The organism is Burkholderia sp. RS01, assembly GCF_039748055.1.
Taxonomy (GTDB): Bacteria; Actinomycetota; Actinomycetes; order Actinomycetales; family Micrococcaceae; genus Arthrobacter.
Genome location: NZ_JBDLAK010000002.1, coordinates 50515 through 72760 on the forward strand (window position 1 = coordinate 50515; position 22246 = coordinate 72760).

A 22246-nucleotide genomic window follows, 5' to 3' on the forward strand; every position below is an offset into this window, starting at 1 on the left:
TCCCGCTTCGTGCACGGGGGATACCGCTGGCAGCGCGCCCGTCAGCACCTGTTCGGGTGAGCTCACCGACCAGGCTGATGCCCCGTGGATGGATTGGGCGGACAGGACGAACGGCTTTGATGGCGCGGAAAATGGTGGCGAAGGCCTGCCCGGCGAGATCCGCGGCCCGTTCGCCCGGATCCGCCCGACCAGGTAGCAGTTTTGTCGGCTCAGAACCGCGTGACCTGCTTCCTGGTGGGGGGACGGTCCCCGACCTGCGCATGATGTCGCTTGCCTGTCTTGCGAGCTCACGGAAGTCTCGCGTCGTACTGCGCCTGCTCATGACTCACATCCTGCCGAATTTTGACCGAACCAGGGCAAAAATGCCGTAGCAAATGAAGCCGGCGCCGATTGCCACCAGCAGGTACGGCCCGTAGGGATGGTCGCGAAGCGCCTTGAGGCTGCCGTCCAGGCCGGTGGATTCTTCGGGGGACTGCTTGGCGGCCGCGATCACGAACAGCAGCCCGGCCAGGTTCAGGGCGATGCCCTTGGCCACGTGCCCTGTCACGCCCAGTGAATCGATGATCCTTCCCCGCCGTGTGCCCTCAAAGCGGAAGAGTTCCTCCTTGAAACCGCGCCGGAGACCCTTCACCACAAAATAGACCCCGACGCCCATCACAGTCAGGCCCAGGGCACCCAGCACCGGCACGCCAAAGGGGGTCCTGATGAGGGCCGTGCTGATGTCCCGGGTCGTCTCGCCCGAGTCGCCCCGCAGCCCCACGGCAAAGCCGCCGAAGGTGAGCGCCACGCTGCCGTACGCAACCGCGAGAAACCCCGAGGAGACCAGCTTTCCCACCCGTTCTTTCCGCGCCTTGCGCCGGGCCCGGAGGGTCGCCTCGCTGAGCTGCCAAAGGGCCAGGCCCGCGCAGCCGATCGTGCACGCCCACATGACGGCTGGGCCCCATGGATTAGCCGCCAGCTGCTCGATGGCCCCGGTGGCTTCGGCCTGACCGGGCTGTCCCAGCGCCAGGGCGATTGAGATGGCACCGACCACTATGTGGAGCAGGGCCATCACGGCAAAGCCTGAACGCGCGACGACGTCCAGCACCTTGGTGTTCGACGCCGCCTCTGCGACGTCCGCCGCTTCGCCGATGGTGGACTCCTCTTCCGCCGCTGCCCGGTTATCCGTTCATCGGCCCTTCGGCGTGGAGTTTGTCCGCTCCCTCGCCCACGAGTTTCACCGTGCAGCGAACCACCAGGCTGTCCGGTGCCGTGTCCACATCCACCAGCGCATCGCCGGCGCTGAGGACGGTGAAGACCTCCGAACCGGGCTCAACGTCAAAGCCCTTGGACTTCGCGGCCTCCGTGGCGTTGTCCAGGGCCTCCCGCTTGAGCTCGCTGACGTACGCGGCATCGTCCTCGCGCGCGGAGTCCCCGAAAGCCCAGCCGAACAGTGTTCCAGTTGATCCCATGGCGTTGATTTTACGCACAGGACGGCCGATATGACGGGCTTCCGTAACGTTAGTAAGTGTGCTTACTATACATACAGCATGACTTTGGTCTGCAGGCGACCCCAGGCGCAGCCGGCTGCGGCGGCCACTGATCCACCTCGCAGGTTTGATCTCTACGTTAGGAAGCACAACATGGCAGGAAATCTTTTGGCCCGGTCCGTTCACGACCTGACGGCGGCGGCGTGGTTCGGCGGTTCGCTCATGGGCGCCATCGGCCTCAACGGGGCGGCTGCGGAAGCCCGGGACCCCGCTGAACGCACGCGGCTCTCCAGCCGCGGCTGGATGAAATGGGCTCCGATTCAGACCGCCGCCTTCGCCGCGCACCTCGCGGCGGACCTGGCCATCGCCTGGGAAAATAAGGAGCGCATCGCCAAGCAGGACAGCGTTGGCGCGGACACCATCTATAAGACGGCCGTCACCCTGGCGGGTGCAGCCGTCACGCTGTATGCCGGTGTGCTGGGCAAGAAAGTCGAAAAGCTGGCTGGCCAGGGTGCCGAAGGCGCCACCGAGCCCCGCGCCGGCGCCTCCGGCGAACTGCAGTCGGCCCAGAAGCAGCTCAAGGCACTCCAGTGGGCCATTCCGGTATTCGCCGCCTGGGTCATCGTCCTTGGCGCCAAGCACGGCGAGATGCAGCGGCCCGTGAACGTGCTCAAGGGCCTCCGTTGAGGGCAGCGTTCCTTAGGGGGTGACCTCTAAAGGGGCGACCTCTCTAAAGGTCGACGGCGGCCGGGCACCTTAGTTGCCCGGCCGCCGTCGCGCCCGGCCACGGCGGCCGCCAGAGGTGAGGGCCGCCGTCGGACGCCTCAGAACTCGGCGTTGACGAACCCGATGGTTATTGCCGTCCACCAGCATGCCTGTGAAATGGCCAGGCAGGAGAGCATGTGGAACCGCTGGCCCGGCGTCAGCGCACCGAACGTAGTGGTGGGCGGCATGACCAGCAGGCGGCGCATGAGCGGGATCAGCATGATGCCGTTGAGCATGAGGACCAGCACGGCGCCGAGCTTGATCAGCGTCAGGGGGTTGGACAGGTTGGGACTCAGGAACACGCCGGTGAACAGGAGCCCGACGATGCCCGTCCAGATGAGCGGGCTCGCGGCATCGTCCAGCCGAATGGTTTCGAAGAGTTTTCGCCTGCCGATGAGCCACAGGAAACCGTGCCAGTCCACCAGCAGGATGGCGCCGAAGGCGACCACCATCGCCAGGATGTGCGAGGAAACAGCCAGGGCCCGGAGGGGGCCCTCGGCGGTGACGTAGGTTCCCGACACCAGGGCCAGGGTCCAGGCGGCAGTGGCGCCCACGCACAGGATGGCAACCAGGCGCCGGGATGACTTGTGTGCGACGGGCTTTATTACATTGCCGGCCGACGCGCTGTACGCCACGGTCTACCTCCAAAGGCTTGAAGGACTAACTCCACGGCCGGCCCGGTGTTGCCGTTGGGTAAACCGCTGGTACGAGCATCAAACGGCGACCCCGCGAAAACCTTGGGAAAACCCTACAAAATTGCCCCAGACCCCTCTGGCGGGTCCCCCAATTGGCGGGGCAGCGGCCGGGATAACGGCGCTACTCCCGGAGCCACTCCGCGCACGAGTTGAGGTTCCGGTGCACGCTGGCGACGGCGGCGTCGCAGTCGTGCGCTTCGATGGCGTCCACCAGCTCGCCATGGCCCTCGTGCGGCAGCCCGTTGAAGCCGCTGCGCCGCTGCTGCTTCAGCAGGTCGTTGTGGAAGACGCCGCCGAAGCTGACGTAGAGCTCGTGCAGGAGCGGGTTGCCGGAGGCCTGTGCCACGCGTTCGTGGAAGCCCCAGTCCGCGCCGGCCCAGCGCGCGTAGTCGGCCGCGTGCCAGGCCTCTTCGCGCTCGGCGAGCAGGGCCCTCATGGCGGCGACGTCGCCGGCAGTTGCGTGCCTGGCGGCGAGGCGTGCCGCCTGGGTGTCCAGCCCCACGCGCACTTCGAGGATGTGCTCATCCGTGTGGTCCTGGTACAGCCGCCGCGCGGCGCCGGAGATCTCGCTGGTGGCGCGGACGTACGTGCCGTCGCCGCGGCGCACCTCGAGCATTCCGCTGTGGGCCAGGGCTTTTATGGCCTCCCGCAGGGTTCCGCGGGATACGCCCAACCCGGCCATGAGCTCGGTTTCGGACGGGATGCGCTGCTGCAGCGGCCACTCGCCCGAGTGGATCATCTCCCGGAGTTTGGCGGTGATTTCATCCGCCAGGGGCGGGCGGTGCGAGGTGCTCAGGGTCATGGCGTCCTATTCCTTCGTTCCGGCCGCCGGCGCGGCAGTTGTTCCGGCCGCCGGCGCGGCAGTTGGCCCGGCAGCAACCGGAGGCCTGGCCATGCGGCCGCCGCTCAGGAGATGGGCCACAACGATCTGGACCAGGGCGATGGCCAGCAGGAGCGCCAGCGGCAGCGTCCAGCCGCCGGTGGCGCTGTGCAGCAGGCCCATCCCGAACGGTCCGACCGTGGCCAGGAGGTAGCCGGTGGACTGTGCCAGGGTGGAGAGGGCCGTGGTCTCGGCCGTGCTCTGCCCGCTGCGGCTGATGATCACCATGACCAGCGGGAAAATGCCCAGGCCGAAGCCCAGCAGGACGGCGGGGATGACCGCCAGCGCAACGGGCAGGACGAGCAGTGCCGCCACCCCGGCGGCCATGGCGAGCGTGGCCAGGTAGAAGGCGGGCCGCAGCATGCCGGGGCGGGAACCGGTGGCGATCAGCACCATGCCGGCCGGGACGGAGACGAGCTGCATGAGCCCGTACATCAGGCCGCTGTCCGCCGCGCTCAGCCCCATGGTGGTCAGCATGTAGGGGAACCAGCTCAGCAGCGCGTAGGCGAGCAGTGCCTGCAGCGTGAAGATCGCGGTGATCAGAAGTCCCTTCCTGGTGCGCAGCAACGGCCACGGAGAGACATGGCCGGCAGTCTTCCGGACGCTGTTGCGGTGCGCGTGCAGGGCCACTGGCACGAAGCCCAGGAAGGCGGCCACCGCCATGAACCCGATGGCGCCCACACCCGCGGACGGCGAGCCGAGCGCCTGGGCCAGCGGCACCACCACAACGGCGGTGACCGTGGCGCCGCTGGTCATGGTCACGGTGTACAGCCCGGTCATGAGGGATGTGCGGCGGGCAAAATGCTCACGGATGAAGGACGGCATGGCAACGTTGCACACCGCGAGGCCGGACATCCCCAGCACCGTGCCGGCCACCAGCATGCCGGTCGACGGAACACCGCGGACCAGCAGCCCGGCCGCCAGCATCGCGAGGGACAGCAGGATGGACTTCTCGACGCCGAGCCTGCCCGTGAGCCACGACGTTGCCGCCCCTGCCACCGCGAAACACAGGGTGGGAATGGACGGAATGATCGACGCGACCAGCGGTCCGTAGCCCAGGGACAGCTGAAGGTCGTGCAGCAGTGCCGAAGCCCCGGTGATCCCGGCGCGGAGGTTGAGCCCGATCAGCACGAGTGCAATTACGCCGGTGACGACGGCGGCACGCGGCCTCGGCAGGCCGGGTGCCGTCGCGGGGGGAGCAGAAGAAGTGGTGGCCATTCCTTAAGGTTAGACGTTAGACGTTTGATGTCTAGGGTTTTGTGGCCAACCTCTCGCGGCGCTGCGGTCCGGGGAATAGACTCGGGCCACCGAGACATCCGGGCCTCAGCGGCCCGCCGCTGGGAAAGGACGCCGTGCGGCCATGACTGCCGAGGGCACTGAAACCGAGAAGAAGTACGACGTCGATGCCGCGGCTCCGCTGCCGGCCCTTGAAGACATCCCGTGGGTCGGGCGTGTGGGGGAGCCCCACGAGGCGCACCTGGAAGCGGTCTACTTCGATACGGAGGACCTGGCCCTTGCCGCCCGCCGCATCACGCTGCGGCGCCGGACCGGCGGGTCCGACGCCGGCTGGCACCTCAAACTGCCGCAAGCGCCAGGGCCCGGGGCGGCAGCAGTAGCCGAGCAGCGACGCGAGATCCACGCGCCGCTGGGCCAGGCCGACGTCGTGCCTGACACATTGCTGGCGCACCTGCACGTGCACCTCCGGGGCTCCGGCCTGGCGCCGGTGGCCCGGCTGGACACCCGGCGCACCACGCTCGCCCTCTACGGGCACGACGGCGTGCACCTCGCCGACCTTGCCGACGACCACGTGGACGCCGGAGCACTGACCTGGGCGGGGCAGGAAGGTGCCGGGCAGGCCGGCGCCGCGCGGAAGCTGCAGTGGCGCGAATGGGAACTCGAACTCGTGCACGGGAAGCCGGATCTTTTTGCGGACGCCGCGGCATGCCTGGCAGCGGCGGGCGCACGGCCCGCAGTGCATGCGTCCAAACTGGGGCGGGCACTGGGGGAGGCATGGCCCCAGCAGCCAGAGGGCGCGCACGACGAAACGGCGCAGTCCGCACAGAATCCCGCACAGAAATCCGGCAAGAAGAAGCCTGGCAAGAAGAAGCCTGCCAAGAAATGGCCCGCGTCCGCCGTCGTCACCGCGTACCTTGGCGGGCAGATCGACGAAATCCTGGCTCAGGATCCCCGCGTTCGGCTGGAGGAGCCGGACGCGGTGCATGCCATGCGCTCGGCAACCCGCCGGATGCGGTCGGCCCTGTCGGTCTACCGCAAACTCTTCGGCGGCGCGGCGGCCCACCGGCTCAGGGACGAGCTGCAGTGGATTGCCCGGATCCTGGGCACTCCGCGCGACGCGGAAGTCATGCTGGAACGGCTGCGGCAGCACGCCGCCGAGCTCCCGCCGGAGCAGGCCGCGGACGTGGTGAAGGAGCGCGTGGAACGCGAACTGGGCACCCGGTTCAACGCCGGCTACCGGAAAGCACAGGAAGTCCTCCTGACCGATCGCTACTTCCGGCTCCTGGACGACCTCGAGGACTTCCGTGACCATCCGCCGGCCGGGCCCCTCGCGTCGTCGCCGGCGCGAAAGGTAGCGGGCAATCGGGTGAACAGGACGGTGCGGCGGCTGCGCCGTGCCCACAAGGCCGCCATGCGGTCCGCGGAGGGCCCGGCCCGCGACGCCGCGCTGCACCAGGTGCGCAAGGACGCCAAGCGGGTCCGGCACGCCGCAGAATCTGTGGAACCGGTCTATGGCAAGCGTGCCGCGAAGCTCGCCAAGGCGGCGCACAAGCAGCAGAAAATCCTGGGCGATCACCACGACAGCGTCATCGCCCGGGACGTGCTCGGAAAGCTCGGCTCGGCCACGGACCTTCCGGAGCCCGTGGCCTTGGCCTACAACTCGCTGCTGGAGCGGGAGGAACGCATCGCCGCCGCAGCAGAATCCAAGTACCGCAAGGCGCGCAGGAAGGCCGGCAGGCTCCTGAAGCGCGGCGTCAAATAGCCGCAACGCGGGGTCACTTTACGCCCAATGTGGCCCCCGGATTGGGCGCAAAGTGACGCGTTGCAGTGGGCTGGCGGATCGGAACGCGGGGCGTCAGGCGTGCCTGGCCCCGAGCCGCGCGACGGCCAGCGCCAGCCACAGCTGAACGCGGTCGGCGGTAACCGAGGGGTCGTAGCCGGTGAGTTCGGTGATCTGCGCGAGCCGGTACCGGACCGTGTTCCTGTGCAGCGTGAGGGCCTCGGCCACGGCCGCCACCGAGCCGTTGTTGTTCAGGTAGCTCTCCAGCGTGGCCATCAGCTCGGCGCCGTGGGCGGCATCGAAGGTCCGGAGGGGAGTCAGCGATTCGTTGGCCATGTCCGCGAGCGGCACGTCCTCGCTCGCGAGCAGCAGGGACGTCAGGCTGAGCCGTTCGGGCTCGTTGACAGGGAGCCCGTGGCTCGCGGCGTCGCGCGCCTCGAAGTAGCTCCAGCGCAGCCCGTTGGGTTTCGTGTAGGCGCCGCCGATCCCGATCGTCGCGTGAATGCCGGCCTCGGCCAGGTGGTCGCTGAGGCTCTTGGCCAGCGCCGTGGCGCCGCGGCCGTCGTCGGGAATCACCGTAATCAGGTCCTTCCCGACGACGGCGGTCACCGCCTTTTCGAAGGCCCGCGGCAGCGATGAGGTAACCAGCTGCTTGTGGTGCGCCTCGGAGCCGGCCAGGATCACCACGTTCTTGCGGGTGCTGTTGATGCCCGTTCCGGCGAGCCGGCGGGTGGCCTCGCTCGGGTCCAGCGTTCCGTGAATCACGTCCTCCAGCACCTGGCCGCAGAGTGCCCGCTCGGCCTGGCGCTGCTTCACCATGTTGTTGAGCTCCACGCTGATCAGGTTCTGGGCGTATCCCACGATGCCCGAATCCTCGAACGGCTGCTTCACCCAGAGCGTGCACGCGTCCCGGCGGCCGGTGGGAATCGGATACGACGCCCAGGAATCCGCCGACGGCGCCTCGGCGGTGCTGTTATAGAGCTGGGCCGTGAACTGGGTCAGGACAATGTCCGTACGCAGCATTCCGCCCAGATGCCGGAGGAGATCGGCCAGGCCGCCGCCGGTGAGGAGGGCCCGGGCCAGGATCTGGTGACCGGCTATGAGCCGCTCCAGCTTCGAGTAATGGTCGGCCGACTGTGCGTCGGCCACAAGCTTGCCGATGGCGATGAAAGGCGTCTCATACGGGACTTCAACAACGGGCAGGCCCCAGCGGTTCGCTTCGGCGATCAGGGCCGGCGGAACGGCGTCGTGCGTCAGCCCCACGCCGAACCCGATCCCCACCGCGCCGGCGCGCTGGACCTGCCGGACGAAGCGCCGCTGCTCCGGGGCGCTGCGCAGCCGCATGCCGGTGGTGAGCACCAGTTCGCCGCCGTTGAGGAAACGCTGCGGATCCTCCTGCTCGGTGACCGCCACCCAGTGGATGTCCTGGTGGGACGTGGTCTCGGCCAGTCCGGCTTTCTTGAGCCCCAGGGAGTGCACGGCGAGCAGCGCCGCCAGGGAAATTGCCATGACATCAAGGGTAGCCGGATGCTGGCCGATCGCACTAAAGCTTCCGGCCAAGGGTGTGCAGGTGGCTATTCCCCGGCTTGCCGGGCTGGCATAGGCTCGGAGCAGCCGCATCACATCATTCCGTACGAAAAGAGGTTGTACACCGTGGTTCAAACCTTGCAGAACTTCATCAACGGCGAATTCGTCACGCCCGCCGGCACCGGACTGCTTGACATCGTGAATCCGACCAACGGTGAAGTGGTGGCCAAGTCGCCCATCTCTGTCGCGGAGGATGTCGACGCCGCCATGGCGGCCGCCAAGGACGCCTTCAAGACCTGGAAGCACACCACGCCCGGCCAGCGGCAGCTCATGCTCCTCAAGCTTGCGGACGCCATCGAGGCCAACAGCGACGAACTCGTCGAGGCGCAGCACCGCAACACCGGGCAGGTCCGTTCGCTGATCGCGTCCGAGGAAGTTGCCGCCGGCGCCGACCAGCTCCGCTTCTTCGCGGGCGCAGCCCGCATCCTCGAAGGAAAGTCGGCCGGCGAGTACTTCGAAGGCCACACCTCCTTCGTGCGCCGCGAGCCCATCGGCGTCGTGGCCCAGGTGGCACCGTGGAACTACCCGTTCCTCATGGCCATCTGGAAGATCGGCCCCGCGCTCGCCGCCGGCAACACCGTGGTCCTCAAGCCCTCTGACACCACGCCGGAATCCACCCTGGTGCTGGCAAAGCTGGCCAAGGACATCTTCCCGGCCGGCGTCCTGAACGTCATCCTCGGCACCGGCGAAACCGGCTCCATGATGGTGGAGCACAAGGTCCCCGGCCTCGTGTCCATCACCGGCTCCGTCCGCGCCGGCATCGCCGTGGCATCCGGTGCCGCGAAGGGCCTCAAGCGCGCCCATTTGGAGCTCGGTGGCAAGGCCCCGGCCATCGTCTTCAAGGACGCCGACATCAAGAAGAGTGCGGCGGCCATCGCCGAGTTCGCCTTCTTCAACGCCGGCCAGGACTGCACCGCCATCACCCGCGTGCTGGTCGAGGACTCGGTGCACGACGACGTGGTGGCAGCCATGGTGGAGCACACCAAGACCCTGCACACCGGTTCGCAGAACGACGAAGACAACTACTTCGGCCCGCTGAACAACGTCAACCACTTCAAGGCGGTCACGTCCGTGGTGGAGCACCTGCCGGAGAACTGCCGGATCGAGACCGGCGGCCACCGCGCCGGCGACAAGGGCTTCTTCTTCGAGCCCACCATCATCACCGGCGCCAAGCAGACCGATGACATCGTGCAGAAGGAAACCTTCGGCCCGGTCATCACCGTGCAGAAGTTCAGCACGGAGCAGGAAGCCGTGGAGCTGGCCAACGACGTCGACTACGCCCTGGCGTCCAGCGTCTGGACATCCGACCACGGCACGGCCATGCGGCTCAGCCGGGACCTCGACTTCGGCGCGGTCTGGATCAACACCCACATCCTGCTCACCGCCGAGATGCCCCATGGCGGGTTCAAGCAGTCCGGCTACGGCAAGGACCTCTCCATGTACGGCGTCGAGGACTACACACGCATCAAGCACGTCATGAGCGCGCTGGACGCATAACTGCGTCGCCCAACAACTCCGGTGGTCGAGCCTGTCGAGACCGCCCCCACGCAACAAGAGCACCCGGTGGTCGAGCTAGTCGAGACCCGGACCGGCACCCACCAGAAAGGCATTCCCATGACCACCACCGCAAGCGAAATCACCTACCGTCTCGAGCAGAAGCGGCGCGTCCAGGCCGACTTCCCGGGCCCCAAGTCTGTGGCACTGACCGAACGCCGCAAGGCAGTGGTTGCCGCCGGTGTCGCCTCCAGCGTTCCGGTGTACGTCGCGGACGCCGACGGCGGCATCATCCACGACGTCGACGGCAACTCCTTCATCGACCTCGGCTCGGGCATCGCCGTGACGAGCGTCGGCGCGTCCGATCCCGCCGTCGTCGGCGCCGTGAAGGAGGCGGTGGAGCACTTCACCCACACCTGCTTCATGGTCACGCCGTACGAAGGCTACGTCGCGGTCGCCGAGCAGCTGAACCGCCTCACCCCGGGCGACCACGAGAAGCGCACCGTCCTCTTCAACTCCGGTGCGGAGGCCGTGGAAAACGCCGTCAAGGTGGCGCGGCTCGCAACCGGACGGGACGCCGTCGTCGCGTTTGACCACGCGTACCACGGCCGCACCAACCTGACCATGGCGCTGACCGCCAAGGCCATGCCGTACAAGACCAACTTCGGCCCGTTCGCCCCCGAGGTCTACCGCATGCCCATGAGCTACCCGTACCGCGAGGAAAACCCCTCGATCACGGGTGCGGAGGCCGCCAAGCGCGCCATCACCATGATCGAGAAGCAGATCGGCGGCGATTCGGTCGCCGCGATCATCATCGAACCGATCCAGGGCGAGGGCGGCTTCATCGTCCCGGCCGACGGCTTCCTGCCGGCAATCGCCGCGTGGGCCAAGGAAAAGGGCATCGTCTTCATCGCGGACGAGGTCCAGTCCGGCTTCTGCCGCACCGGCGAGTGGTTCGCCGTGAATCACGAAGGTGTTGTCCCGGACATCATCACCATGGCCAAGGGGATCGCCGGCGGCATGCCGCTGTCCGCGATCACCGGCCGGGCCGACCTGCTCGACGCCGTCCACCCGGGCGGCCTCGGCGGAACCTACGGCGGCAACCCGGTGGCGTGCGCCGCGGCGCTGGCGTCCATCGGATCGATGAAGGAATACAACCTCAACGCCCGGGCGAAGCACATCGAGGAACTGGCGCTGGGCCGCCTCCGCGAGCTTGCCGGCGAGCTTCCCGGCGGCACCGACGGCTCCGTGATCGGCGACATCCGCGGCCGCGGCGCGATGCTGGCCATCGAGCTGGTCCAGGCCGGGTCCAAGGAGCCCAACCCGGAGCTCACCAAGGCCGTGGCGGCCGCCTGCCTCAAGGAAGGCGTCATCATCCTGACCTGCGGCACCTACGGCAACGTCATCCGCCTGCTGCCCCCGCTGGTCATCAGCGACGAGCTCCTGACGGACGGCCTCGACGTACTGGCCGCGGCCATCAAGGCCAACGCGTAGTCACTGCCAGACTGAAGCGCTGCCAGACAGAAGCGCGAACGAGCAGATAACGCCCTCAGCAGGCGCCGAACAGGGCATTATCTGCCGGTTCGCGCCGGGCTGTGCGGACTGAGCTGTGCACACCAGCGGGCCGGGCACTTTCACAGGTGCCCGGCCCGCCGTCGTTTCCGCGGGTAGAGTCAGTCCCACCACTGCACCAGAGAACGCAGGCCGGGCAGCGACGCCGGGAATCCGGGCGGCGCTGCCGCCTGCCCCGACCCAAAGAGGGGTTTCGCATGCGATACGTAGTCGGCTACACACCCACCGAGCGCGGCGCGGACGCCGTCGCCCTGGCCTCATCCATGGCGATGGCCCAGGGAGCACAGCTGGACCTTGTCTATGCCGTGAAGAAGGGCGCCCCGAGCGCCGCCGAGCAGGAGATGCAGACGGCCGAACGGCAGGGGCTCGGCCAGGTTCCCGAGGGGCTCGAGGTCAACTTCCATGTCCGGGAAGGGGAGTCCTTTGCCGGCGGGCTCATTGATGCCGCGGTGGAGTTCAAGGCCGGGCTGATCGTGGTGGGCGCGGCCAGCAACGGCCTGTTCAAGCGGTACTCGGTGGGCAGCGTGGCCAACGCCCTGTTGCACGCCTCGCCCGTTCCGGTGGCCCTGGCGCCCCGGGGGTACCAGCGGAAAGCGCCGGTGACCCGGCTGACCCTGGCTGTTGGCCGGCGCGCCGGGGCCGACGCCGCGATTGACGTTGCCATCGATTCGGCAAAGAGGCGCGGCGTTCCCCTTCGCCTGGTCTCCCTCGTGGAACTGGACGCCGCGGGCGATGCCGGCGAGGCCGTCAATGCCGCACACATCCATGCCAACACCGTGCTGGCCGACGCCGCCGGAAAGCTGCCCGGGGGCCATGGCGTCAGCGTGATCGTGGCCCACGGCCGCACCATCGAGGAAGCCATTGACGGCCTGGAATGGGACGAGGGCGAGGTCCTGATCGTGGGCTCCTCGCGCCTGGCCCAGAAGAACCGCATGTTCCTGGGCAGCACGGCCAACAAGGTGCTGCGTGCCCTGCCGGTGCCCATGGTGGTTGTCCCGCGGGATTACGAGCGGGTCGGCCCAGCCCACGAACTCTGAGCCCACCCAGAGCGCGAACCAGCAGATAACGCCCTCAAACGGCGGAAAACAGGGCATTAAGTGCTGGTTCGCGCTGGGGTGGGTCGGTGAGGGGCCGAAGCAGGGCGGGTGCGGCGGGGCTTAGGTGTTTGAGCAGGGCGGGTGCGGCGAGGGCTTAGGTGTTCGCTCGCGCTGCCCGCAGGGACTGCTTCTTCGCCACGGAGTTCTTCCGCGCGACGGCCAGCATGTCCACGGTGAGCACGAGCAGCGCCAGCCACACGACGCCGAACCCGATCCACCGGTCCAGGGTCATGGCCTCGTGGAACACCGCCAGGGCAACGATGAACTGCAGCACCGGTGCGAAGTACTGCAGCAGTCCGATGGTGGTCATGGGCAGCCGGCGTGCGGACGCACCGAAGAACAGCAGCGGCACCGCGGTGATGACGCCGGACGAGACGAGCAGCCAGAAGTGCCCGGCGCCGTGGCTCGCCAGCGAGGCGCTGCCGCTGACCGCCAGGAAGATCGTGGTGGCGGCCGCCAGCGGAGCGAGGACGATCGTCTCCACCGTGAGGCTGGTGATCGCATCGACCCGCGGCCCTACCCGCTTCTTGACGAACCCGTACAGCCCGAAGCTGACGGCCAGCGTGAGGGCGATCCACGGCAGCTTGCCGTAGGAAAACGTCAACACAATCACGGCAATAAAACCGATGACGACGGCGGCCCACTGCAGGGGGCGGAGCGTCTCCTTGAGCACGAACACGCCGAGCAGGACGGACACGAGGGGGTTGATGAAATAGCCGAGTGAGGCTTCCACGGCCTGCCCGGTGGTCACGCCGTAGGTGTACGTCAGCCAGTTGACGGCGATCAGCCCGGCCGCGATCGCCAGGGTAAGGAGCACGGACCTGTTCCGGAACGCCGCACCCAGGACCCGCCAGGTCCGCGTGACCGTGATCAGCAGCGTGCAGAAGAGCAGGGACCAGACCACCCGGTTTGCCACGATTTCGACGGCGCTTGCCGGCTGGAGCACGTAGAAGTACAGGGGAAGCAGGCCCCACAGCCCGTAAGCGCCGATGCCGAACAGGACACCCGCCGTCGTCTCTTTGTCCACGGACTTCAGGCCGCCTGGCTTACCGGCCTGGCCACTGCCGGAAGCGGCACTGCCGGGGCGGACCACGCCGGACGGTCCTGCACCGGGACGGGCGGCAGCGGGGACAGCGGAGGACACGGATCCGTTGGGGGTAGGCACAAGACCAATAACACCACCCGGGCGGCAGGTATTCCGCTTCCGCGGAACCGTGTTTGCCTACAGCGCCGAAATAGTCAGTAGGCTTGCCATTATGAGCATGATGCACCGGCGGGATTCGGCCCGATGAGGCTCCGCCACAGCAACGCGACCGGCCGCGGATACCGCAGGGTGGCGGCCGGAACCGGCTTCAGCTACCGCGACCTCGACGGCAGCACGTTGCCGCCCGGGCCCGTGCGGGACCGCCTCGAAAGCATCGGCATTCCGCCGGCCTGGACGGACGTGTGGATTGCGCCGTTTGAGAACGGCCACATCCAGGCCACGGGGCTGGATGCCGTGGGGCGGCGCCAGTACATCTACCATCCCGAGTGGCGGGAGCGTAAAGACCGGGTGAAATTCGACCGTGCGCTCCAGCTCGCGGAGTCCCTGCCGGCGGCGCGCCGGCTCGTCACCATGGATCTCAGGAGCGACGGCGTCACCCGGCAACGTGTCCTGGCGGCCGCCTTCAGGATGCTGGACAGCGGATCGCTGCGTGTCGGCTCCGAGCGCTACACCAACGAAAACGGCAGCCACGGCCTGGCCACCCTGCTTTGCGCCCACGTCCACGTCCGCAAGAACCGCCTGAAGCTCAGTTTTCCGGCCAAGAGCGGCAAGACCTGGGAGTCCGAAATCGTCGACGAGGACCTGGCCGCCCTGGTCCGGGTCCTCAAGAGGCGCGGCGGCAACGCGCGGCTGCTGGCGTACAAGGACGGGCGGACCTGGCATCCGCTGACCAGCGCCGACATCAACGGCTACGTGAAGGAACGCACGGGCTCCGACTTTACCGCGAAGGACTTCAGGACGCTGCGGGGCACTGCCGCAGCGGCGGTCGGCCTGGCGCAGGGCGGTCCGCAGAAGACCGTGGCGGCACGGAAGGGCGTCATCAGCACCGCCATACAGGACGCGGCCGCCGTGCTGGGGAACACGCCGTCGATCGCGCGGAAGAGCTACGTCGACCCCCGGTTGCTGGACCACTTCTCGTCCGGCGAAACCATCGACCCCAAGAGGCTGGAGTCGGTGGAGTCGGAACTGCGCGCCCTGCTGTACCGCGAGGGCGAGGTGGTGGCCCTGCGCGGCGGCGGTGGCTGACGCCCGCGCTGACGCCCCACCCCACTGACGCCCTGCTGACGCCCCGCGTCACGGGTTCACCGCGGAATGCGGCGGACAATTAGAATTGACAACTGTGCGCCCCGTTGATCGGGCGCAGTCTCCCGTTCCAGAAGGGCTCCCGGTGTCCAACTCAACTGAATCCGCCGCCAAACGGCCACTCCGCGTTGCGATCGTCGGCGCCGGACCCGCCGGTGTCTACGCTGCGGACATCCTGACCAAGTCCAACGAGGTGAAGGACGGGGACTTTGAGGTCAGCATCGACCTTTTCGAGGCCTACCCCGCGCCCTACGGCCTGATCCGCTACGGCGTGGCCCCGGACCATCCCCGCATCAAGGGCATCGTCAACGCGCTCCACAAGGTGCTGGACCGCGGCGACATCCGTTTCCTGGGCAACGTCACCTACGGCCGGGACCTCACGCTGCACGACTTCCGTTCCTTCTACGACGCCGTGATTTTCTCCACGGGGGCCATCAAGGACGCCGACCTGGACATCCCGGGGGTGGAGCTTGAAGGCTCGTTCGGCGGCGCGGACTTCGTGTCCTGGTACGACGGCCACCCGGACGTCCCGCGTGACTGGCCGCTGGACGCCAAGGAAATCGCCGTGATCGGAAACGGCAACGTGGCGCTGGACGTCGCGCGCATGCTGGTCAAGCACGCCGAGGAACTCCTGGTCACCGAGATCCCGGACAACGTCTACCAGGGCCTGAAGAACTCGCCCGTGACGGACGTCCACGTGTTCGGCCGCCGCGGCCCGGCCCAGGTCAAGTTCACGCCGCTGGAGCTGCGGGAACTCAGCCACGCCAAGGACGTCGACATCGTGCTCTATCCCGAGGACTTCGAGTTCGACGAGGCCTCCGATGACGCGATCCGCAGCAACAACCAGACCAAGACCATGGTGAACACCATGACCAACTGGCTCGTGGAGGAGCACGCCGAGGCTGAGGAACCGTCTTCGCGCCGCCTGCACCTGCACTTCCTGCACAGCCCCGTGGAGATCTACGACGACGGCGGGTCCGGCAAGGTTTCCGGCATCAAGTTCGAGCGCATGCAGCTCGACGGCACCGGAAACGTCAAGGGCACGGGGGATTTCGTCGACTACCCGGTGCAGGCCGTGTACCGGGCCATCGGCTACCACGGCTCCGCGCTGGATGAGCTGGAGTACGACGCCAGGCGCGGCGTCATCCCCAACGAGGGCGGCCGTGTCCTGGACGCCGAAGGCAACCCCGTTCCCGGCATCTATGCGACCGGCTGGATCAAGCGCGGCCCGGTGGGCCTCATCGGTCACACCAAGGGCGATGCCCTGGAAACCATCGGCTTCCTCCTGGAGGACCGGCTGACGCTGCCGCCGGCCAAGAACCCCGACCCGCAGGCGATCATCGACCTGCTGGAAGAACGCGGCATCGAATACACCACGTGGGAGGGCTGGAACAGGCTGAACGCGCACGAAGCAGCCCTCGGCGCGGCGTGGTCGGAATCAGCGGCGTCCGACGGCGTCGTGCGTGAACGCATCAAGGTTGTCCCGCGCGAGGAAATGATCGAGATCTCCCGCGGCTGACGCGTTCGCGCTTCCTACCGGTCCACAAACTTCAGGTCCAGCCCGCTAAGCACGCCGGGATCCGCCAGGATATCGATCCGCGCGATCCGTCCGCCCGCCAGGGTGAAGCCGAACACGACGCGCGGCTGGCCGCCGGGCGCCCACACACACGGCACCGGCGACGCCGTCGATGAGCGCCAGTTCCACGGCCTGCGCACGGCCGGAGAACGTGACCGCCACCGCGTGCGCCCCGTCCGCGCCCTCGGTGCCGAAGCCGGCGGCCGCGGCGTCGGGCGCTGCCCCTGAAACCCCGGAGCCCTGAGCCAGCCCCCGGGACCCGGCGGCGGGCGCGGCTGGCGAGCTGCCGCACCGCGGCGGGGGAGCGGCCGGCAATGGCGGCGGCGATCTCCGGGCAGGAGCGGCGCATCCGCAGCATGTCCAGGCACACCCGTCCCACCACCGTGGTCAGCCAGCCGCGCAGGTTCTCGACGCCGGTCGTGTCCGCACGGCTGAGCCGCAGCCAGGACTCCTGGACGGCGTCGTCCGCTTCGCTGAGGGAGCCCAGCATCCGGTACGCCACCGAGCGCAGATGTCCACGGTGCGCCTCGAATCCCCGGGCGAGCAGCTCATCCTGGTCCATGTCACATTCCTCCAAAGCCTTCGGGCTGCCAACGCAGATCAGCTACGGCACGAACTACGGGGAAGTGGAGACCGGCAGCGCCACCCTCGCGTTCGCGTCGTACGACGCCGGCCAGTCCCACCTCCCGCGGGGCCTCCGCCCAGGCCGCTCCACGGACATGAGCTTCGAGGTCGCGCTGCTCACCGAATCGGTGGAGGAGGACTTCCGGCGGGCGGTCGACGCCGGCGCTGTACCCCTGTTCGAACCCTCCGCCAGGCCGTGGGGCCAGACGGTGTCCTACCTCCGCTGCCCCGACGGCACCTTCGTTGAGCTGAGCACCCCGGTGGCGGCTCAATAGCGCCGTCCGGCTCCGGCGGGGCGTGACGGGCGAGTCCGGGCGAGGCTAGACTGGCTTGACATGACGTGTTCCTTTGATGGAGCGCGCCCCCTGACGGGAAGCGCCGGGCAGCCCCGCCAGAAGGCGGCGGCAGGTGCGAGCAGTGTGTCATACGGGAGTTCGATGAAGAACCTGATCCAGCCGGCAATGTCCGGCGGCGAGGCCACGGAGCTAATCCAGCGGCGTGCCCTGGCAGGCCACGAATACCTGGACGGGCAACTGGAACGCCAACCGGGCATGCCGGAGAACCACGCTTTTCCGCAGACACAGGAGATTCCCGGACTCCGCCGCCTAATCCGCGAATCCTGGCAGCGCTCGGTCAGGTTGCAGGCCAACCCGGACGTCCCCGAGGCGCCACTGGCCATGGACCGGGAAGAGCTGGAGGACTACCGCCGCCAGCACCCCCTTGCCACCATCATGCCCGTGATCCACAAGCTCCTCATCCAGCCCAGCCACGACAGCGGCCTGTTGGTTGCCGTCGGCGATGAAGTGGGCCGGCTGCTGTGGGTGGAAGGCGACCCCGTGATGCAGCGCCGCGCGGAGGGCATGATGTTCGTGCCCGGCGCGGACTGGTCCGAGGCCAAGGTGGGAACCAGCGCCCCCGGAACCGCGCTCGCACTCGGCAGAGGCATCCAGATCTCCGGTGCCGAGCACTACAAACGTTCCGTCCACCCGTGGAGCTGCACGGCCGTCCCGTTCCAGGACCCGGATTCGGGTGCACTGCTGGGCGTCGTGGACATCACCGGCACGGAATCGGCAGTGGCGCCCCACACGCTGTCCCTCGTGGAAGCCACCGTGGCCGCGGCGCAGGCGCAACTGCGCGTCGAACGGCTCCAGCTGGCCGCGGCCCAGGCGAAGGCGCCCGCACGACGGCGGAGCCCCGGCTCCGCTGCCAAGTCCGGGTCTGCGCCGGAAGGCAGCCTGTACCGCAACAGCCTGCAACTGCTGGGCCGGGACCAGGCGCTGCTCAGCATCGAGGGCCGGACCGTGGCACTGTCGGCACGGCACAGCGAAATCCTGGCCCTGCTGAGCACCCACCCCAACGGCCTCAGCGCCGAGGAGCTCAGCACGCTGCTCTATCCGGGCGACGGCTCCAGCATCACACTGCGCGCCGAGATGGTGCGGCTCCGCAAGATCCTCCAGCAGCTCAGCCCTGCGGCGGTCCCGGAGTCCCGTCCGTACAAGCTGACCATGGACCTCCTGCCGGACAGCGGCCAGGTGCTGAACTGCCTCCAGCGCGGCGCACACAGGATCGCCCTCGAGATCTACCGCGGGGCTGTGCTCCCCCGGTCCGAAGCGCCGGGCATCGTGGAGCTGCGCGACCGCGTGTCCGCGCTGCTGCGCGAGGCCGTCCTGACGGACGGCAGCGCGGAGTCGCTGCTCAAGTATGCGGAACTGCCCGAGGCGAGGGACGACGTCGGCGTCCGGCTGACCGCCCTCAAGCTGCTGCCGCCGCGCTCGCCCAAGCGCGCCGCCGTCGTCGCCGATCTTGAACGGATGGAAACGGAACTGAGCGCCTGACCGGCGCATTGCGGGCGCAACGTTCTACGTGAGCTGGCTCACACGGTTGCAACCTGCCTGCAACCTCCACGCTCCTACGCTGGGTGCAACGGCGATCACCATGCGGATCGCCACCATGTTGCAGAGCAAAGGAGCCAGCAATGACCGTTTACGCACAGCCCGGTACCGAGGGTTCGAAGGTCACGTTCAAGGACCGCTACGAGAACTGGATCGGCGGCGAGTGGGTTGCCCCCGTCAAAGGCCAGTACTTCGAAAACATCACGCCCGTCACGGGTAAGGTCTTTTGCGAGGTGGCCCGCGGCACGGCCGAGGACATCGAGCTGGCCCTTGACGCGGCCCACAAGATTGCGCCGTCGTGGGGCAAGACGTCCGTCGCCGAACGTGCCGCCATCCTGAACAAGATCGCGGATGTCATCGACGAGAACCTCGAAATGCTGGCCGTCGCCGAATCGTGGGACAACGGCAAGCCCATCCGCGAGACCCTGAACGCGGACATCCCCCTGGCGGCGGACCACTTCCGGTACTTCGCCTCCGCCGTCCGCGCCCAAGAGGGACGCCTTTCGCAGCTCGACGACGACACCACCGCCTACCACTACCACGAGCCCCTCGGCGTGGTTGGCCAGATCATCCCCTGGAACTTCCCCATCCTGATGGCCGTCTGGAAGCTCGCGCCGGCCCTCGCCGCGGGCAACGCCGTGGTGCTCAAGCCCGCCGAGCAGACACCGTCCTCCATCCTGGTCCTGATGGAACTCATCGGCGACCTGCTGCCGGCCGGCGTGCTCAACGTGGTCAACGGCTTCGGCGTCGAAGCCGGCAAGCCGCTCGCCTCCAGCCCGCGGATCCGCAAGATCGCCTTCACCGGCGAGACCTCCACCGGGCGCCTGATCAGCCAGTACGCCAGCCAGAACCTGATCCCCGTCACGCTGGAACTGGGCGGCAAGAGCCCCAACATCTTCTTCAACGATGTTGCCGAGTCCAACGACGCGTTCTACGACAAGGCACAGGAAGGCTTCACGCTCTTCGCCTTCAACCAGGGCGAGGTCTGCACCTGCCCGTCCCGCGCCCTCGTCCAGGAGGACATCTACGACTCCTTCATGGCCGACGCCGTTGCCCGCGTGGAGAAGATCATCCAGGGCAACCCGCTGGACACCGAAACCCAGGTCGGCGCCCAGGCCTCCAACGACCAGCTGGAAAAGATCCTCTCCTACATCGACATCGGAAAGCAGGAGGGCGCCAAGGTGCTCACCGGCGGCGCCCGGGCCGAACTGCCCGGCGACCTGGCCGGCGGCTACTACGTCCAGCCCACCGTCTTCGAAGGCCACAACAAGATGCGGATCTTCCAGGAGGAAATCTTCGGGCCGGTGGTGTCCGTGACGCGATTCAGCGACTACAACGACGCCATGGGCATCGCCAACGACACCCTCTACGGGCTTGGCGCCGGCGTCTGGTCGCGGAACGGCAACGTCGCCTACCGTGCGGGCCGCGAGATCCAGGCCGGCCGCGTCTGGGTCAACAACTACCACGCCTACCCGGCCGGCGCCGCGTTCGGCGGGTACAAGTCCTCCGGCATCGGACGTGAAAACCACTCCATGATGCTGGACCACTACCAGCAGACCAAGAACCTGCTGGTCAGCTACAACGAGAACAAGCTCGGCTTCTTCTAAGCCGCTGTTTAGCCCGGGCGGGGATGGATTAGCACCGATCCGTCCCCGCCCGCACCACCTGGCCACCCCTCAGGAAGGCAGCACCACCTCCACGCTCCAACGCTTCATCAACGCAAGGATTTCGCCAATGACGACGACAATGCAAGCAGCAGTAGTAACCGAGTTCGGCAAGGATCTTCAGATCCAGACCCTCCCCATTCCCACCCCGGGCCGGGGCGAGGCGCTGATCAAGGTCATCACCACCGGCGTCTGCCACACAGACCTCCACGCAGCGGAGGGCGACTGGCCGGTCAAGCCGACACCGCCGTTCATCCCCGGCCACGAAGGCGTAGGCGAAGTGGTTGCCTTGGGCGAGGGCGTAACCGACCTTGCCGTCGGAGACCTCGTCGGCAACGCCTGGCTATGGTCCGCCTGCGGCGACTGCCAGTTCTGCCGCACCGGCTGGGAGACGCTGTGCGAAGCGCAGAAGAACGCCGGCTACAGTGTGGATGGCTCCTTCGGGGAGTACATGCTCGTGGACACGCGCTTTGCCGCCCGCATACCGGCGGGCGCGGACCCCGTTGAAGTCGCCCCGGTGCTTTGCGCCGGCGTCACGGTGTACAAGGGCCTGAAGATGACCGAAGCCAGGCCCGGACAGTGGGTCACCATCTCCGGCATTGGCGGACTCGGGCACATTGCCGTCCAGTACGCAGTGGCGATGGGCCTGCGGGTAGCCGCAGTGGACATCGCGGACGACAAACTCGCCCTGGCCAAGAAGCACGGTGCGGAGCTTACCGTCAACGCGCTGCACGAAGATCCCGCCGAAGTCATCCAACGTGAAACCGGAGGTTGCCATGGAGTCCTGGTCACGGCAGTGCACCCGTCAGCGTTCGGACAGGCGATCGGGATGGCCCGCCGCGGCGGCACGATCGTGTTCAACGGCCTGCCGCCGGGCGACTTCCCGGCGCCGATCTTCGAGATTGTGCTCAAGGGCCTGACAGTCCGCGGCTCAATCGTGGGTACCCGGCAGGACCTGGAGGAAGCCCTCGAATTCTACGCGGAGGGCAAGATCCACCCCACGGTGTCCACCCGGGAGCTCTCCGAGGTCAACGCCGTTCTTGACGAGATGAAGCACGCCAAGATCGACGGCCGCGTCGTCATCAAGTACTGATGATGGAGGCGAGACTAGACGCGGCAGTGACGCTGCCCGGAGAGGACATGTCCCGCGTGGCGCTCACGGCCGAGGCCGTGGAACTGCTCAGGAAGCTGTGGGGCCAGCACGGGCCGCTCATGTTCCACCAGTCCGGCGGCTGCTGCGACGGCTCCTCGCCTATGTGTTATCCGGCGGGGGAGTTCATCACCGCGGAAGCGGACGTCCTCCTAGGGCTGTTCGACATCGCCGGCGGCGTGGAGCCGCAGCCCCTCGGGTTCTGGATGTCCCGGGAGCAGTTCAGCTACTGGAGCCACACCCATTTGACAGTGGATGTGGTGCCGGGCCGGGGGAGCGGTTTTTCGGTCGAGGCCCCGGAAGGCAAGCGGTTCCTGATCCGTTCCACTCTCATGGATTGGCCGGTCTGACCCGGCTGCCACACGTTCCAGCAAGACTCCACGCCATGTAAGCCCGGGTGGGGCCGCGAATGAGCGGC

Annotated in this window: 20 protein-coding genes and 1 pseudogene; 13 read left to right on the forward strand and 8 right to left on the reverse strand. The window is 67.8% G+C overall.

Annotated features, from left to right (window positions below):
• Nucleotides 1-325: 325 nt before the first annotated feature.
• Nucleotides 326-1087: a DUF1206 domain-containing protein gene (locus ABFP37_RS02195; protein WP_347032603.1), complete on the reverse strand. Its 762-nt coding sequence runs from the start codon at nt 1085-1087 to the stop codon at nt 326-328.
• 73 nt (nt 1088-1160) lie between these two features.
• A complete protein-coding gene (locus ABFP37_RS02200; protein WP_078029298.1) occupies nt 1161-1451 on the reverse strand; it encodes a hypothetical protein in 291 nt (96 codons plus the stop codon).
• A gap of 171 nt (nt 1452-1622) precedes the next feature.
• On the opposite strand from ABFP37_RS02200, the gene ABFP37_RS02205 reads away from it, so the two are divergent.
• Nucleotides 1623-2156: a hypothetical protein gene (locus ABFP37_RS02205; RefSeq protein WP_078029289.1), complete on the forward strand. Its 534-nt coding sequence runs from the start codon at nt 1623-1625 to the stop codon at nt 2154-2156.
• Between the two features lie 137 nt (nt 2157-2293).
• On the opposite strand, the gene ABFP37_RS02210 is transcribed toward ABFP37_RS02205, so the two are convergent.
• The 3 genes from ABFP37_RS02210 to ABFP37_RS02220 form a co-directional block, all read right to left on the reverse strand.
• Nucleotides 2294-2869: a hypothetical protein gene (locus ABFP37_RS02210; RefSeq protein WP_347032604.1), complete on the reverse strand. Its 576-nt coding sequence runs from the start codon at nt 2867-2869 to the stop codon at nt 2294-2296.
• A 181-nt stretch (nt 2870-3050) separates the two neighbouring features.
• Nucleotides 3051-3731 carry a FadR/GntR family transcriptional regulator gene (locus ABFP37_RS02215; protein WP_347032605.1) on the reverse strand — a complete coding sequence of 227 codons (681 nt, stop codon included), beginning with the start codon at nt 3729-3731 and terminating at the stop codon, nt 3051-3053.
• A 6-nt stretch (nt 3732-3737) separates the two neighbouring features.
• A complete protein-coding gene (locus ABFP37_RS02220) occupies nt 3738-5027 on the reverse strand; it encodes an MFS transporter (protein ID WP_078029286.1) in 1290 nt (429 codons plus the stop codon).
• A gap of 142 nt (nt 5028-5169) precedes the next feature.
• On the opposite strand from ABFP37_RS02220, the gene ABFP37_RS02225 reads away from it, so the two are divergent.
• Nucleotides 5170-6807: a CYTH and CHAD domain-containing protein gene (locus ABFP37_RS02225; protein ID WP_347032606.1), complete on the forward strand. Its 1638-nt coding sequence runs from the start codon at nt 5170-5172 to the stop codon at nt 6805-6807.
• A 93-nt stretch (nt 6808-6900) separates the two neighbouring features.
• Here the strand turns inward: ABFP37_RS02225 and ABFP37_RS02230 are convergent, their stop codons facing one another.
• Complete coding sequence (locus ABFP37_RS02230) at nt 6901-8334, reverse strand: PucR family transcriptional regulator ligand-binding domain-containing protein (protein WP_347032607.1); 1434 nt, start codon at nt 8332-8334, stop codon at nt 6901-6903.
• 144 nt (nt 8335-8478) lie between these two features.
• On the opposite strand from ABFP37_RS02230, the gene ABFP37_RS02235 reads away from it, so the two are divergent.
• The 3 genes from ABFP37_RS02235 (at nt 8479) to ABFP37_RS02245 (ending at nt 12515) form a co-directional block, all read left to right on the forward strand.
• The gene (locus ABFP37_RS02235) at nt 8479-9909 is read left to right on the forward strand and encodes a gamma-aminobutyraldehyde dehydrogenase (protein ID WP_078029296.1); all 1431 of its coding nucleotides are present in this window, start codon (nt 8479-8481) and stop codon (nt 9907-9909) included.
• A 117-nt stretch (nt 9910-10026) separates the two neighbouring features.
• A complete protein-coding gene (gene gabT / locus ABFP37_RS02240; protein ID WP_078029284.1) occupies nt 10027-11400 on the forward strand; it encodes a 4-aminobutyrate--2-oxoglutarate transaminase in 1374 nt (457 codons plus the stop codon).
• 275 nt (nt 11401-11675) lie between these two features.
• Nucleotides 11676-12515 carry a universal stress protein gene (locus ABFP37_RS02245; protein ID WP_347032608.1) on the forward strand — a complete coding sequence of 280 codons (840 nt, stop codon included), beginning with the start codon at nt 11676-11678 and terminating at the stop codon, nt 12513-12515.
• Between the two features lie 154 nt (nt 12516-12669).
• Here ABFP37_RS02245 and rarD read toward each other — a convergent pair whose 3' ends face one another.
• Entirely contained in the window at nt 12670-13719 is a 1050-nt protein-coding gene (rarD, locus tag ABFP37_RS02250; RefSeq protein WP_347032609.1) for an EamA family transporter RarD, read from the reverse strand.
• Nucleotides 13720-13863: 144 nt separating this feature from the next.
• Here rarD and ABFP37_RS02255 point away from each other — a divergent pair, with 144 nt between their 5' ends.
• The 3 genes from ABFP37_RS02255 (at nt 13864) to ABFP37_RS02265 (ending at nt 16726) form a co-directional block, all read left to right on the forward strand.
• Nucleotides 13864-14865, forward strand: coding sequence for a DNA topoisomerase IB (locus tag ABFP37_RS02255; RefSeq protein ID WP_347032610.1), 1002 nt, complete (start codon nt 13864-13866; stop codon nt 14863-14865).
• Nucleotides 14866-15007: 142 nt separating this feature from the next.
• Complete coding sequence (locus tag ABFP37_RS02260; RefSeq protein WP_347032611.1) at nt 15008-16441, forward strand: FAD-dependent oxidoreductase; 1434 nt, start codon at nt 15008-15010, stop codon at nt 16439-16441.
• A gap of 102 nt (nt 16442-16543) precedes the next feature.
• Nucleotides 16544-16726: a hypothetical protein gene (locus tag ABFP37_RS02265; protein ID WP_347032785.1), complete on the forward strand. Its 183-nt coding sequence runs from the start codon at nt 16544-16546 to the stop codon at nt 16724-16726.
• A gap of 172 nt (nt 16727-16898) precedes the next feature.
• On the opposite strand, the pseudogene ABFP37_RS02270 reads toward ABFP37_RS02265, so the two are convergent.
• Nucleotides 16899-17060: pseudogene (locus ABFP37_RS02270) on the reverse strand (sigma factor); the annotation flags it as partial.
• Here ABFP37_RS02270 and ABFP37_RS02275 point away from each other — a divergent pair.
• The 5 genes from ABFP37_RS02275 (at nt 17059) to ABFP37_RS02295 (ending at nt 22178) form a co-directional block, all read left to right on the forward strand.
• Nucleotides 17059-17397, forward strand: coding sequence for a VOC family protein (locus tag ABFP37_RS02275; RefSeq protein WP_347032612.1), 339 nt, complete (start codon nt 17059-17061; stop codon nt 17395-17397). The pseudogene ABFP37_RS02270 and the gene ABFP37_RS02275 overlap by 2 nt on opposite strands.
• A gap of 162 nt (nt 17398-17559) precedes the next feature.
• Entirely contained in the window at nt 17560-18957 is a 1398-nt protein-coding gene (locus ABFP37_RS02280; protein WP_347032613.1) for a GAF domain-containing protein, read from the forward strand.
• Nucleotides 18958-19097: 140 nt separating this feature from the next.
• Nucleotides 19098-20621 carry an aldehyde dehydrogenase family protein gene (locus ABFP37_RS02285; RefSeq protein ID WP_078029276.1) on the forward strand — a complete coding sequence of 508 codons (1524 nt, stop codon included), beginning with the start codon at nt 19098-19100 and terminating at the stop codon, nt 20619-20621.
• 127 nt (nt 20622-20748) lie between these two features.
• Entirely contained in the window at nt 20749-21771 is a 1023-nt protein-coding gene (gene adhP, locus ABFP37_RS02290; protein ID WP_347032614.1) for an alcohol dehydrogenase AdhP, read from the forward strand.
• Complete coding sequence (locus tag ABFP37_RS02295) at nt 21771-22178, forward strand: DUF779 domain-containing protein (protein ID WP_347032615.1); 408 nt, start codon at nt 21771-21773, stop codon at nt 22176-22178. The genes adhP and ABFP37_RS02295 overlap by 1 nt, the downstream gene beginning before the upstream one ends.
• The last annotated feature ends 68 nt before the right edge of the window (nt 22179-22246 follow it).